The sequence below is a fragment of the Exiguobacterium sp. A1_3_1 genome (assembly GCF_048985645.1).
In the GTDB taxonomy this organism is placed as follows: domain Bacteria; phylum Bacillota; class Bacilli; order Exiguobacteriales; family Exiguobacteriaceae; genus Exiguobacterium_A; species Exiguobacterium_A indicum.
Map to the genome: position 1 here is coordinate 1 of NZ_WBYY01000078.1, position 13,389 is coordinate 13,389.

The 13,389-nt window shown below is 49.6% G+C and carries 12 protein-coding genes, 1 other RNA gene and 1 other annotated feature; of the genes, 11 read left to right on the forward strand and 2 right to left on the reverse strand.

Going from position 1 to position 13,389, the window contains the following annotated elements:
* From F8N00_RS09720 to F8N00_RS09730, 3 genes are all read left to right on the forward strand, one after another.
* A partial coding sequence (locus tag F8N00_RS09720; RefSeq protein ID WP_421018120.1) for a DASH family cryptochrome occupies nt 1–898 on the forward strand: 898 nt, incomplete at its 5' end.
* Between the two features lie 74 nt (nt 899–972).
* Nucleotides 973–1,162: non-coding RNA, 6S RNA (gene ssrS / locus F8N00_RS09725), on the forward strand.
* Between the two features lie 93 nt (nt 1,163–1,255).
* Complete coding sequence (locus F8N00_RS09730; RefSeq protein ID WP_421018121.1) at nt 1,256–2,020, forward strand: tRNA threonylcarbamoyladenosine dehydratase; 765 nt, start codon at nt 1,256–1,258, stop codon at nt 2,018–2,020.
* 12 nt (nt 2,021–2,032) lie between these two features.
* On the opposite strand, the gene F8N00_RS09735 is transcribed toward F8N00_RS09730, so the two are convergent.
* Nucleotides 2,033–3,370 (reverse strand): replication-associated recombination protein A, encoded by a 1,338-nt coding sequence (locus F8N00_RS09735; RefSeq protein WP_050677586.1) that lies wholly within the window; start codon nt 3,368–3,370, stop codon nt 2,033–2,035.
* 60 nt (nt 3,371–3,430) lie between these two features.
* On the opposite strand from F8N00_RS09735, the gene cymR reads away from it, so the two are divergent.
* From cymR to F8N00_RS09755, 4 genes are read left to right on the forward strand one after another with little or no spacing between them, the layout of a single operon-like run.
* Nucleotides 3,431–3,838 carry a cysteine metabolism transcriptional regulator CymR gene (gene cymR / locus F8N00_RS09740; RefSeq protein WP_029342236.1) on the forward strand — a complete coding sequence of 136 codons (408 nt, stop codon included), beginning with the start codon at nt 3,431–3,433 and terminating at the stop codon, nt 3,836–3,838.
* 13 nt (nt 3,839–3,851) lie between these two features.
* Complete coding sequence (locus F8N00_RS09745; RefSeq protein WP_421018122.1) at nt 3,852–4,979, forward strand: cysteine desulfurase family protein; 1,128 nt, start codon at nt 3,852–3,854, stop codon at nt 4,977–4,979.
* Between the two features lie 16 nt (nt 4,980–4,995).
* Nucleotides 4,996–6,117 carry a tRNA 2-thiouridine(34) synthase MnmA gene (mnmA, locus tag F8N00_RS09750; protein ID WP_064299568.1) on the forward strand — a complete coding sequence of 374 codons (1,122 nt, stop codon included), beginning with the start codon at nt 4,996–4,998 and terminating at the stop codon, nt 6,115–6,117.
* Nucleotides 6,118–6,130: 13 nt separating this feature from the next.
* The gene (locus F8N00_RS09755) at nt 6,131–6,796 is read left to right on the forward strand and encodes a tetratricopeptide repeat protein (RefSeq protein WP_064299569.1); all 666 of its coding nucleotides are present in this window, start codon (nt 6,131–6,133) and stop codon (nt 6,794–6,796) included.
* A gap of 44 nt (nt 6,797–6,840) precedes the next feature.
* Here the strand turns inward: F8N00_RS09755 and F8N00_RS09760 are convergent, their stop codons facing one another.
* Nucleotides 6,841–7,389, reverse strand: a complete 549-nt coding sequence (locus F8N00_RS09760; protein ID WP_023468914.1) for a VOC family protein — start codon at nt 7,387–7,389, stop codon at nt 6,841–6,843.
* A gap of 116 nt (nt 7,390–7,505) precedes the next feature.
* Here F8N00_RS09760 and F8N00_RS09765 point away from each other — a divergent pair, with 116 nt between their 5' ends.
* From F8N00_RS09765 to ruvX, 4 genes are all read left to right on the forward strand, one after another.
* Nucleotides 7,506–9,731, forward strand: coding sequence for an ATP-dependent RecD-like DNA helicase (locus F8N00_RS09765; RefSeq protein WP_023468913.1), 2,226 nt, complete (start codon nt 7,506–7,508; stop codon nt 9,729–9,731).
* Nucleotides 9,732–9,773: 42 nt separating this feature from the next.
* Nucleotides 9,774–9,984 (forward strand) — a binding site (T-box leader).
* A 56-nt stretch (nt 9,985–10,040) separates the two neighbouring features.
* A complete protein-coding gene (gene alaS, locus F8N00_RS09770) occupies nt 10,041–12,683 on the forward strand; it encodes an alanine--tRNA ligase (protein WP_421018123.1) in 2,643 nt (880 codons plus the stop codon).
* A gap of 34 nt (nt 12,684–12,717) precedes the next feature.
* Nucleotides 12,718–12,987 carry an IreB family regulatory phosphoprotein gene (locus F8N00_RS09775; protein WP_029342229.1) on the forward strand — a complete coding sequence of 90 codons (270 nt, stop codon included), beginning with the start codon at nt 12,718–12,720 and terminating at the stop codon, nt 12,985–12,987.
* Nucleotides 12,984–13,389: Holliday junction resolvase RuvX (gene ruvX, locus F8N00_RS09780; RefSeq protein WP_421018124.1), on the forward strand; the 406-nt coding region annotated here is incomplete at its 3' end. The genes F8N00_RS09775 and ruvX, both read left to right, overlap by 4 nt.

The window sequence follows — 13,389 nt, forward strand, 5'->3', positions numbered from 1 at the left end:
GACCGGAACAGAAGAAGCGACAAGTGAGCAGTATATCGAAGACAGATATACCGTCCGCTCTTTTGAAACACAGACGTTACATCGTCGGGAAGATATCGGAAGTGATGAATTAAAGCGCGTCTTTACGGCATTTCGAAAACGGGTCGAGGCGAAAGGGACCTTCTACGATCCACTCGATCCACCAACCGGTATTCAGCTAATAAAAGAGGAATCAGTTGAAGCGGCCCCAGAGACCGCGTTCCCATTTCGGGGAGGCGAATCAGCGGGAAGGGCACGCCTTCAGGAATATCTCGCCGAGCCCGTATTCACCTATAAAGAAACACGGAATGGGTTCTTACGAAATGATTCTTCGAAGTTGTCTGCCTGGCTAGCGAACGGTTCACTCTCACCGCGCCGCGTCATGGCTGAATTACAAGAAACCGAGCGAAAACAGGGAGCGAATGAATCGACGTACTGGTTGTATTTCGAATTGTTATGGCGTGACTTCTTCCATTTGACGATGCGTGAGACAGGAAGCCGTCTGTTCCGTGCGAGCGGATTACAAGAAGGTCAATACACGTGGAAGGCGGACCAGCTGGCTGTCGAACGCTGGATAGAAGGAAAAACTGGTGTGCCATTCGTCGACGCCTTCATGAACGAGATTCGCGAGACGGGATGGATGTCGAACCGCGGCAGGCAGATCGTTGCCAGTTATCTAATTCATGAATTAGAGCAGGACTGGCGCATCGGAGCGCGATATTTCGAACAGCAGTTGATCGACTATGATGTCGCTTCGAATTATGGGAACTGGGCGTTCATCGCGGGTGTTGGGAATGCAACACGCACACCACGATTTGATCCTGCATTCCAACAACAACGATATGATCCGAATCAACACTTCACGAAACGTTGGACCTGAAAAAAGCATCTTTTTCTGGAGTGGGAAGTAGTTGCATTTCAGAGGGGAGGATGCTATATTAAATGCATCAGATGGGGTTCCTGAATTGTACGAGAGCCGCCTTTTATCTTTGAGCCACTCTTTTTTGATAGGGAGTTTGACGTTCCAACTAGTAGTACATGCCTCGTAACACAGCAGGAGGACGTACGAATAGGAATCGGATAAGACACCCACCTGCACAGCAGGTTCAAAAATAAGGTATCGACACGGCACTTCGGGTCCCATCGTCTTATTATTTTGTTGTTTGACACGTCGCATGACGTTTTTTTTTATGATATAATTCCGAGTAAAACAGTATGAGTATTGTGAGGTTATGAGATGTTACATCAATTTTCGCGTAATGAATTAGCAATCGGTAAAACTGGACTTGACGCATTGGCATCCAAGTCCATCGCTATTCTGGGTATCGGTGGTGTTGGATCGTTCTCAGCAGAAGCACTTGCCCGCAGTGGTGTAGGTCGTTTGATTCTTGTCGATAAGGACGATATCGACATCACGAACGTCAACCGACAAATCCATGCTTTGCTTCCGACGGTTGGTCAACCGAAGGTCGATGCGATGGCAGAACGTCTTGCGTTAATCAATCCGGATCTTGAAATCGTTCGCTTGAAGATGTTCTACAATGAAGAGACATTCGAGTCGTTCTTCGAACAGCAACCGGATTATGTCATCGATGCATCGGACACGGTCTCGTTCAAGATTCACTTGATTCAGGAATGTAAGAAACGTAACATTCCAATCATCTCAAGCATGGGGATGGCGAACAAGATGGATCCAACACGCATCAAGATCGTTGACATCAAAGATACAAGTTATGATCCACTAGCGAAGGTCATTCGGACGAAACTCCGGAAAGCCGGCATCCATAAAGGTGTTCCTGTCGTCTTCTCTGATGAACCGCCCGTTAAGATCATCGAAGAAGTCCGTCAAGTCGTCGGAAACTATGCGGCTGCAATTCGTAAGGCAAAGATGCCGCCAAGTTCGAATGCGTTCGTTCCATCAGTTGGTGGATTGATCGCAGCGAGCTACGTCATCAACGAGATCGTCCGTGAAGCCGGCGTGACGATCGAACGCGTTCGTTAAAAAAAAGCGACCTTATGGTCGCTTTTTCTGATGTGTGGCTGTTTGTTTGTTCCAAAAATCAAGTCGAGCTTGCAGTTGTTTCTCAAAACCGCGTGGGCTTGGACGATAAAAGACCGGTTTTGTCCGGGCAAGGTTCTCCGGCCAGTAATTCTGTGGCACATAGGCATGTTCGAAGTCGTGCGGGTACTGATAGGTGACGCCATTCCCAAGTGCCGCTGCCCCCGGATGATGGGCATCGCGCAAATGTGGCGGTACCGGACCGCCGTCTGAACGGCGAACGAGTGTCAATGCTTGATCGATTGCTGAGATGACAGCATTCGATTTCGGTGCCGTCGCGAGATATAAGACGGTTTCAGCGAGCGGAATCCTTGCTTCAGGGAAACCGACGTACTCGCACGCGCGTGCGCAGGCATCTACCATCAATAACGCTTGCGGATCAGACAGACCGATGTCTTCTGCCGCATGGACGTAGAGACGCCGTACGATGAAGCGCGGACTTTCGCCAGCTTCAATCATGACAGCGAGCCAGTAGAGCGCAGCGTCGGGATCGGAACCCCGAATCGATTTGATGAAGGCGGAGATGACATCATAATGCCGATCGCCGTCCTTATCGTACTTCAATGCTTTTTGTTGAATCGATTCCTCGGCGACAGCGAGATCGATCGTGATCTGACCATCGATTTCCGGTGTCGTCAAGACCGCGAGTTCAAGCGCATTCAATAATGCCCGGTAATCGCCATCCGACAACTTGACGTAATGATCGATCGCGTCATCCGTGATCGTGATCGGATATTTGCCAAGACCACGCTCTTCGTCCTTCAGGGTGCGGGCGAGGACGATTCGTAAATCGTCTGCCGTCGGGGGCTCGAAACGAAAAACCGTTGCCCGCGACAAGAGAGCGGCATTGACCTCAAAACTCGGATTTTCAGTCGTCGCCCCGATCAACGTGATCGTACCTGCTTCGAGCGCTGGCAGTAAGGCGTCTTGTTGCATCTTATTGAATCGATGGATCTCATCGAGAAAGAGAATCGTTTTTTGATCCTCGAACTGAAGACGGGCTTCGGCTGCTTTTAAAATTTCCCGTAATTGTTCCAGTTTCGCCGTGACCGCGTTCAATTGCTCGAACGCTGATTTCGTATAACTGGAGATGACACGCGCGAGCGTCGTCTTACCGGTTCCGGGTGGACCGTAAAAAATGACGGTTCCGAGACGATCGGCTAAGATGGCACGCCGCAGGAGCGTCGTCTCTCCAATCAGATGGCGTTGTCCGACGATTTCATCCAGATTCTGCGGACGCATTCGATTCGCGAGCGGTCCGGCAGGTGACTGGGATTCAAATAAATGTGCCATACACATACGCTCCTTCCACTTTTAGCTACTACTATACTAGAAAGGATGATCCTTCGCATGATGAAAATCTCGACGAAAGGGCGATATGGTCTGACGATCATGATCGCACTCGCGAAAGAAGCTGAATCTAAACCATTATCCCTAAAAAAAATCGCGCAGATGTATGACCTATCTGAGCATTATCTTGAACAGTTGATTGCCCCCCTTCGTAATGGAGGTCTCGTCAAAAGTGTACGCGGTGCTTACGGCGGGTATAAGCTCGGTCGTGAAGCGCAAAACATCACAGCGGGTGAAATCATCCGCCTGCTTGAAGGACCACTCGTCGTCGTCGAAGGCGATGCGTGTGACGAGGTCACAAAACGCAAACTGTGGGATAAAATCCAGCAAGCAGTCGATCAAGTACTCGATTCAACGACGCTACAAGACTTAGCGGAAGAAGAAGATACAGGATACATGTTCTATATTTGAGAGGTGAAAACGAATGAATTACTTTGACCACTCGGCGACGACGCCGATGCGTCCGGAAGTCCTTGAGGCGATGACGCCTTATTTGCTCGAACAGTATGGCAACCCATCTAGTGTCCACGCGGCTGGTCGGTCTGCTCGGGCAGCAATTGACAAAGCACGCCGGCAGATCGCACAAGAATTGAACGCGAAACCAACCGAACTGATTTTCACGAGCGGTGGAACGGAATCGGATAATTATGCAATCTTCGGTGCGGCTGAGGCGGCGCGTGAAAAAGGGCGTCATCTCATTACGACACGGTTTGAGCACCATGCTGTATTGCATGCGTTCGAAGAGCTCGAAAAACAAGGCTATGACGTCACGTATCTCGATGTTCCAACTACAGGCGTCGTCTCATTGACTGCCTTGCAAGAAGCCGTCCGGGAAGATACGACACTCGTATCGATCATGTTCGGCAACAATGAAGTCGGAACGATTCAGCCGATTGCGGCATTCGGTCAATTTTTACGAGAACGCGGTATTTTATTCCATACGGACGCGGTGCAAGTGTTCGGAAAACAAGCAATCGATGTCGAAGCGTTACAGGTCGATCTTTTATCCGCGTCTGGTCATAAAATCAATGGTCCAAAAGGAATCGGATTGTTGTATGTGCGGACTGGTGTGAAGTTGGCTCCTCAAACGTTCGGAGGAGAACAGGAACGCAAGCGTCGCGCTGGTACGGAGAACGTACCGGGAATCGTCGGTTTAGCGAAAGCGCTCGAACTGATGATCGCAGAGCGCGATCAACAACAGGACCACATCAAACAACTGCGTAGCGTTTTGCTAACGCGATTGGATGAAAGTGGCGTCACTTACGAAGTCAACGGTGTTGAAGGATTGCCGAATGTCCTCAATCTTTACTTCCCGCGGATTGAAATCGAACCGTTCCTGATCATGCTTGATATGCGTCAAATGGCCGTATCGAGCGGGAGTGCATGTACGGCAGGGTCCGTCGAACCTTCGCATGTCTTATCAGCGATGTATGGCGAAGATGAACGGACACGAGCATCGGTCCGGATCAGTTTTGGTCACGGAAATGAGCTCGCGCAAGTCGAACTACTCGCACAAGCCTTGCAAGATGTCGTAAAATCGTTTCAGAATTAACTAAGAGGTGAAATAAATGAATACACGAGCGAAAGCCCCGAGTGAAACGACAGTCGTCGTTGGGATGTCGGGCGGTGTCGATTCTTCTGTGACGGCTCATTTATTAAAAGAGCAAGGCTATAACGTCATCGGAATCTTCATGAAAAACTGGGATGACACGGATGAGAACGGCTTTTGTACGGCGACGGAAGATTATGAAGACGTCATCGCGGTAGCCAATCAAATCGGCATTCCGTACTATGCAGTCAATTTCGAGAAAGAGTACTGGGATAAGGTCTTCACGTACTTCCTCGATGAATATAAACTCGGTCGGACACCGAATCCGGACGTCATGTGTAACAAGGAAATCAAGTTCAAAGCCTTCCTCGATCACGCGATGCGTCTTGGTGCCGATTTCGTCGCGACAGGGCACTATGCGCGTGCCGTCTATGAGGATGGAGAACATAAATTGCTTCGAGGCGTTGATGCAAACAAGGATCAAACATATTTCTTGAATCAATTGTCGCAAGAGCAAATCGCGAAGGCGATGTTCCCGATCGGGCACATGGAAAAATCAGAAGTGCGCCGGATCGCAGAAGAAGCGAACCTCGCAACGGCGAAGAAAAAAGACTCGACAGGCATTTGCTTCATTGGCGAGCGGAACTTCAAACAGTTCCTCGGTCAATATCTGCCGGCGCAACCCGGTGAGATGCGGACACTTGACGGCAACGTCATGGGACGTCACGATGGATTGATGTACTATACGATGGGGCAACGTCATGGACTCGGTATCGGTGGCGACGGAGAGCCTTGGTTCGTCGTCGGGAAAAATTTAGAGGAGAACATCCTCTATGTCGATCAAGGATTCCATAACGAATTGTTGTATTCGGAAGGATTACTTGCTTCAGATGTCAGCTGGACATCTGAGCGTCCGGTCGGTGAGACATTCCGTTGTACGGCGAAATTCCGTTACCGTCAACAAGATACAGCCGTCACGGTTCGTGTCCTCGAAGATGGACTCGATGTTTCATTTGACGAGCGTCAACGAGCAATCACACCAGGACAAGCAGTCGTATTCTATGATGGGGACATCTGCCTCGGTGGTGCGACGATCGATGCAGCCTATAAAGCAGGCGAACGCCTCGCTTATCTAGCGTAAGGAGCAAAAGAAGATGAACTATAATGAAGTAGGATTCCGGCATCTAGAAGCTGGAAATTATGAATTAGCAGCGCAAGCGTTTAACGACGCGATCGAAGAAAATCCAAAAGATCCGACAGCGTACGTCAATCTTGGAACATTACTCCAATCGATGAACGACGCTGATCGTGCCCTTCGTTTTTATGATCGGGCACTGATGATCGATAATACGTTTGCGAGTGCCTATTATGCAAAAGGGGCGCTGTTCTTTGCTGCCGACAAACTCGTCGAAGCAGAGGAATCATTGCGGGCAGCGTTATTATATGGACTTGACGACGCGGATCTCCATTTCATGCTGGGGATGACGTATCAAAAACTTGGTGATCCAGTACGTGGCTTACCTCGTCTACAACGCGCGTCAGAATTAAACGGTGTCGATATCGAGATCGCGTTTCAATACGGACTTGCCTTAGCGCAAAACGAGAAGTTGGAAGAAGCGGTCGAGATGTTCGAGCACGTCTTGATGCTTGACGAAACGCATACGGATGCACGATACAATTATGCGATTGCTCTTGCTTTCCTCGGTCAACAGGAAGCCTGTTATGCAGAACTCGAAGCCGTTCTTGCCTACCAGCCGGAACACGCCCTTGCGCGGGACGCGAAAGCGAAGATGGATGCGTTATTAAAACAAGCAGACTGATATAAAAAAGACGATTCCGCTTGGAGTCGTCTTTTTTATGCTATTTAATTCCCAACTTCACGGATGACACGAAGTGGTGGACCGGAAAAGTCTTCATAGGCTTCATCCATGTTTTTCGTGTACAGTTCGATGACGTTATTTTCCGTATCCTTGAAATAAGCAGAATGCTCTTTTTGATTCGAGGTCTCCTGTTCGTCCCATTCTCTGAGCTTCACGGTGATCGATGCTTCCCGCAATTGATTCAAGGCTTGCTGGAACTCGTCCTTCTCAACGTAGAAAGCACAGTGGACATGGACACCACCTTCATCGTACAACGTGTCCCATTCGGACACTGGTAAGTGTTTGACGGTCCGTTCTTCCATCGTAAAGTCCCGTTTCAGCCACAGACCGAGTCGAGTGTTACCGCCAATGTAGAGCCACGTTGCCCAAACCCCATCTTGCTTAGATTGTTCTTTGCTCGGTTCAGCGTCCTCAGGAGCCCATTGCTCGACGACTGGAATGCCTAGTGTCCCATTCCAAAAGCCGACCGCACGATCCATATCCTCGACTTCAAGTACTAATTCACACAATCCTGCAATCGGTAAACGTGCCATCCTTAAACTCCTCCTCTTAACGAAATGTTTCAGGGTATCTTTCCCTGATTTAAAATCCGGTAAACGAATGCTATGATGAAAGCAGCGAATGAAAAAGAGAGAAAGAAGGTGGAGTGATGGAGCACCCCCATCAAGTCGTCGGGCGCGTCAAACGTGTGCTCTTTTCTTCTGAAGAAGAAGCACACTCCATTGTATTGGTCGCCGTCAAAGAAAAGAACTTTGAACTGAAAGAAACCGAGCTCGTCATCACGGGTACTGGGGTTGGGATCGAACTCGGAGGAACGTATCAAGCATTCGGTCGTCTCGTCGATCATCCCCGGTTCGGAAAACAACTGAAGGCGGAGCTGATTCGACGATCGGTTCCGATGACAAAACATGCGACGATCCGCTTCTTGACGAATGGTTCGTTCACCGGCATTGGTCCGAAGACAGCGAAAAATATCGTCGATGCTCTCGGAGAAGAGGCAGTGGATCTCATTTTGAAAGATGAACGGGTACTGAATCAGGTGCCTGGGTTAAAACAAAAACAAGCTGACATCATCTTGAGTCGACTCGCCACGTTATACGGTGTCGATCAGTTGATGCTGTTCTTAGCACCGTTTGATGTTACACCGAAGCTAGCGGCAAAGATTTATGCTGCTTACGAAGGGGACGCCATGGCGCGAATACGAGAGAATCCATATTCCTTGATGTATGAAGTGAATGGGATTGGTTTTAAGACAGCCGATCATATCGCATCACATCTTGGACTCGTCGGATTACACCCGGAGCGCGTCGCTGCTTCGATCATGCACATATTAGAACAAGAAGCAGGAGAGGGACATGCCTTTGCGACAGTCGACTCGCTATTGCAACGGGCGCCCCGGTTGCTTGGTGAAGACCCAGGGGAACGGCTAGAACAAGCGATTGAACTGTTGCTCGCTGAAGATAAGGTCAAGCTCGAAGAAGGCTGTTTGTATTTACCGACGATCTTTTATGCCGAAGTCCGAGCGGCGAAGGAACTGGCGCGCGTCATGGCGAACGGTGCCGAACAGGAAGTCGATGTCGCGACGATCCTTGAAGCAATCGGGCATCTCGAAGAACAGTTTGGCATGGAATATGCGGCGCAACAGCGGGAAGCGATCGAGTTAGCGGTCAAAGCACCGTTAATGGTTCTGACAGGTGGACCCGGTACCGGTAAGACGACTGTTATCAAGGGAATTTTACATGCCCTGCAAGAAATTCATGATTGGCCGCTTGAGAAAAGTCGCGTCAAGACGGGGGATGTCTATCCGTACGTTCTTGTCGCACCGACCGGACGCGCCGCTAAACGTCTATCGGAAGCAACGGACGTCCCAGCGATGACGATTCATCGTCTATTGAAGTATGACGGAACGAACTTTCAGCTAAATGAAGATCAGCCGATCACGGGGAAAGTACTGATCATCGATGAGTCGTCGATGATTGATATCTACTTGTTATCGAGTCTGCTCCGTGCTGTGCCGAACGGCATGAAAATCTTGTTCGTCGGTGACCGCGATCAGTTACCATCCGTCGGTCCAGGGCAGGTTCTGGCAGATTTGATGGATACGGAAGGGATTCCCGTCGTTCGTTTGAACGTCGTCCATCGCCAAGCGGAAGATTCTTCGATTTTACGGCTCGCGCACGATTTGAAGAACCGGACGACGTCAGCTGATTTGTTATCACCACTTGCGGATCGTCGCTTTTACACCGCGTCTCCGCAAGAGACGTTACGCGGCATCTCAGCCTTCGCGGAAAAAGCACTCGCAAAAGGGTATTCGAAATTCGATGTTCAGGTTCTTGCACCGACTTACCGTGGTCAGGTCGGAATCGACGAACTGAATGTCGCCTTGCAACGCGTCTACAATCCGGAGGAACCGAAGAAACGTGAAGTCAAACAAGGCACCCGGATTTACCGGACCGGGGACAAGATTCTTCAACTCGTCAACAATGCGGAAGAGAACGTCTATAACGGAGATATCGGCGAAATCGTCAATATCTTCTTCGCCAAAGAAAACGTCGACAAGGTGGATAAGATCATCGCCCGCTTCGACCAGACGGAAGTCGAGTACAACCGGAGTGACTGGGATCAATTCACGCATGCCTACGCGATTACGATTCACAAGGCACAAGGGTCCGAGTTTCCGATCGTCTTGATGCCGGTCTATTTCACGGGAGCATTCAAGCATTCCCGAAACTTGATTTATACGGCGGTCACCCGTGCGAAGTCGAGTTTATTATTGTTCGGCGACCCACGAGCGTTTCATAAAGCGTCGCAAGAAGAGGAGCCTCGGCGCCGAACACGATTGATTGAACGACTCGGTGGGGTGACAAAGACTTGACGGATGCTGTGCGATAGGTAATAATCACGATAGATGAATGGACGTAACACGTTGATGGAAGATAAGTAAAAGGAAAACTCGAGTCCAGAGAGAAGTGAGTCTGCTGCAATCACTTTCTCGAGTTCCTTTGAAGCTCCTTCCGGAGTCGGGTGTAAACACCTGCGGGTCATCCCCGTTATCAGATGTTCGAGGTAAGCAATGGATTGCTTACGAACGAGGGTGGTACCACGGAAGCGATGCTTTCGTCCCTTTTCAGGGATGAAGACATCGCTTTTTTGCGTCCAAATAAACCAATGGGGGTAACTGTTCATGAAAGCTCTAAAACCATTAACGGGTGCACAAATCCGTCAGATGTATCTTGATTTCTTCCAAAGCAAAGGGCATGCGATCGAACCGAGTGCTTCACTCGTACCGGTCGAGGATCCATCGCTCTTGTGGATCAACTCGGGGGTTGCGACACTCAAGAAGTATTTCGATGGTCGTGTCATTCCTGATAATCCACGTATCGTCAACGCACAAAAATCAATCCGGACGAACGATATCGAAAACGTCGGGAAAACAGCACGTCACCATACGTTTTTCGAGATGCTCGGAAACTTCTCTGTCGGTGATTACTTCCGTGAAGATGCGATCAAATGGGGCTGGGAACTCTTGACGAGTGATGACTGGTACGGTCTTGACCCAGAACGTCTCTCGGTCACGATTCACCCGGAAGATGACGCAGCGCGTCAAATCTGGCTTGAACTCGGCGTACCGGCTGAACGGATCATTCCACTTGAAGATAACTTCTGGGAAATCGGTGAAGGTCCATCTGGTCCGAACACGGAAATCTTCTTCGACCGTGGACCTGCTTTTGGAGACGATCCGAACGATTCAGAACTCTACCCAGGTGGCGAAAACGAACGTTACCTAGAGATCTGGAATATCGTCTTCAGTCAGTATAACCACGATGGACACGGCAACTACACGGAACTTCCGCGTAAAAACATCGATACAGGAATGGGACTCGAACGGATGGCATGTGTCATGCAGGACGTGCCGACGAACTTCGATACGGATCTGTTCATGCCGATCATTCACAAAACTGAAGAGATCAGCGGTAAAATCTACCGTGATGATTCGAAACTCGATGTAGCATTCAAAGTCATCGCAGACCACATCCGTACCGTATCATTCGCGATCGGTGATGGTGCGCTTCCTTCGAATGAAGGACGCGGATATGTCCTTCGTCGTTTACTACGCCGTGCGGTTCGATATGCGAAGATGCTTGGAATCGAGCGTCCGTTCATGTATGAACTCGTCGATACGGTCGGGAACGTCATGGTCGACTTCTACCCACAAGTGCCAGAAAAAGCGGACTTCATCAAACGCGTCATCAAAAACGAAGAAGAACGTTTCCATGAGACACTGCATGACGGTCTTGCAATCTTGAACACGGTCGCTCAGACGTCTAAGGCGAACGGTGAGCATGTCATCAGTGGTGAAGATGCGTTCCGTCTGTATGACACGTATGGTTTCCCACTCGAATTGACAGTCGAGTATGCGGAAGATCATCAGATGTCTGTCGATGAAGAAGGCTTCAAACTAGCGATGGATGCACAACGTCAACGGGCGCGTGCAGCGCGTGAAGAGAGTGGTTCGATGCAACAGCAATCGGAAGTCCTCTCGACGCTAAAAGATAAAAGTACGTTCGTCGGCTATACCGACCTTAAGGCGGATGCGAAAATCATCGCAATGTTGCATGATGGAGAACGAGTCACAGAAGTCGCTGCTGGTGAAGAAGCACAAGTCATTCTCGACATCACACCGTTCTACGCTGAAAGTGGTGGTGAAGTCGCGGATACAGGAACAATCGAAGGCAAAGACTTCGTTCTTGATGTCAAAGATGTTCAAAAAGCACCAAACGGTCAAAACCTGCATACGGTCATCGTTCGTACAGGGATCGCAACGGAAGCTGCAGACGTCGTTGCAACAGTCGAAGCAGCAGAGCGTAAAGCCGTCACGAAAAATCACACGGCAACACACTTGCTTCATAAAGCTTTGAAAGATACGCTCGGAACACACGTCAACCAAGCGGGATCACTCGTTTCTCCAGACCGTCTTCGTTTCGACTTCTCACACTTTGGTGCAGTGACACAAGAAGAGTTGACGAAGATTGAACAAGACGTCAACCAAGCAATCTGGGCATCACTACCGGTTGATATCGAAGAGATGAACATCGCTGATGCAAAAGCAAAAGGCGCGATGGCATTGTTCGGTGAGAAATACGGTGAAACGGTCCGTGTCGTCTCAGCAGGCACGTACTCGATCGAGTTGTGTGGCGGTATCCACGTCGGGAACACAGCAGAAATCGGCTTGTTCAAGATCGTTTCAGAGTCCGGGATCGGTGCAGGTACACGCCGAATCGAGGCGGTAACGGGTGCAGGCGCGTATCGTGTCATGAATCAGCACTTGGAAACACTCGAACAAGCAGCAGCTGTCTTGAAGACGAAGACGACAGAAGTTCCTGTTCGCATCGAAGCACTGCAACAACAGCTCCGTGAGACGGAACGGGCGAATGAATCGTTGCAAGCAAAACTTGCGAACATCGAAGCTGCTTCATTGAAGGACGATGTTGAGGAAATCAACGGTGTGCGTGTGCTTGCGAAACGCGTCGACGTCTCAGATATGGATGCTCTTCGCGGTATGATGGACGAGTTGAAGAGCTCGCTCGGATCGGCAATCATCGTTCTCGGAAGTGCGCAAGGCGAGAAAGTCAATCTCGTCGCAAGCGTCTCAAAAGATTTAATCGACCAAGGATATCATGCTGGTAAATTGATCAAGGAAGTCGCAACACGCTGCGGTGGTGGTGGTGGCGGTCGCCCTGACATGGCTCAAGCTGGTGGAAAAGATGCGTCGAAATTAGAAGAAGCACTCGCGTACGCTTCACAATACGTGCAATCACTGGCATAATAGAAACGTAGTGTATATGAAAGAGGTGATGAACGTGAGTCAGATGGATCAAACGATGAAATTCAACTTTCCGGAAGACGATAACAAAGCAGCGACACGTGATGTGTTGTTGACGGTCTATCATGCTTTAGAAGAAAAAGGATATCATCCGATCAACCAAATCGTCGGCTATCTCCTTTCAGGAGATCCTGCTTACATTCCTCGTCATAATGACGCACGTAATTTAATTCGTAAGATTGAACGCGACGAATTGCTCGAAGAACTCGTGAAATCTTATTTGGCGGAGAGTGGAAATTCAAAATGAAACGTGCAATGGGACTAGATGTCGGTTCGAAGACGATCGGGGTAGCGGTCAGTGACTTGATGGGCTGGACGGCGCAAGGCGTCGAGACGGTCAAGTGGACGGAACCGGATTACCCAGAAGCCTTCAAACGGCTCGATGTCATCATGAAGACATACAATGTCGAAATCCTAGTCATTGGTCTTCCGAAAAACATGAACGGTTCCATCGGTCCCCGCGCAGAAGCAAGTGAAGCTTTTGCGAAGGAAATCGAACAGCATACCGGGCTTGAAGTCGTCTTCATGGATGAACGGTTGACGACGATGCAAGCAGAACGGATGCTGATCGATGCCGATGTCAGCCGTAAAAAGCGTAAACAAGTCATCGATAAGATGGCTGCCGTCATGATCCTGCAATCGTACTTGG

What these genes read in the sequence shown, in the direction of transcription:
- F8N00_RS09730 (WP_421018121.1), top strand. Translation starts at nt 1,256, where the DNA reads ATGTTACATCAATTTTCGCGTAATGAATTAGCAATCGGTAAAACTGGA.
- F8N00_RS09735 (WP_050677586.1), bottom strand. Translation starts at nt 3,370, where the DNA reads ATGGCACATTTATTTGAATCCCAGTCACCTGCCGGACCGCTCGCGAAT.
- cymR (WP_029342236.1), top strand. Translation starts at nt 3,431, where the DNA reads ATGAAAATCTCGACGAAAGGGCGATATGGTCTGACGATCATGATCGCA.
- F8N00_RS09745 (WP_421018122.1), top strand. Translation starts at nt 3,852, where the DNA reads ATGAATTACTTTGACCACTCGGCGACGACGCCGATGCGTCCGGAAGTC.
- mnmA (WP_064299568.1), top strand. Translation starts at nt 4,996, where the DNA reads ATGAATACACGAGCGAAAGCCCCGAGTGAAACGACAGTCGTCGTTGGG.
- F8N00_RS09755 (WP_064299569.1), top strand. Translation starts at nt 6,131, where the DNA reads ATGAACTATAATGAAGTAGGATTCCGGCATCTAGAAGCTGGAAATTAT.
- F8N00_RS09760 (WP_023468914.1), bottom strand. Translation starts at nt 7,389, where the DNA reads ATGGCACGTTTACCGATTGCAGGATTGTGTGAATTAGTACTTGAAGTC.
- F8N00_RS09765 (WP_023468913.1), top strand. Translation starts at nt 7,506, where the DNA reads ATGGAGCACCCCCATCAAGTCGTCGGGCGCGTCAAACGTGTGCTCTTT.
- alaS (WP_421018123.1), top strand. Translation starts at nt 10,041, where the DNA reads ATGAAAGCTCTAAAACCATTAACGGGTGCACAAATCCGTCAGATGTAT.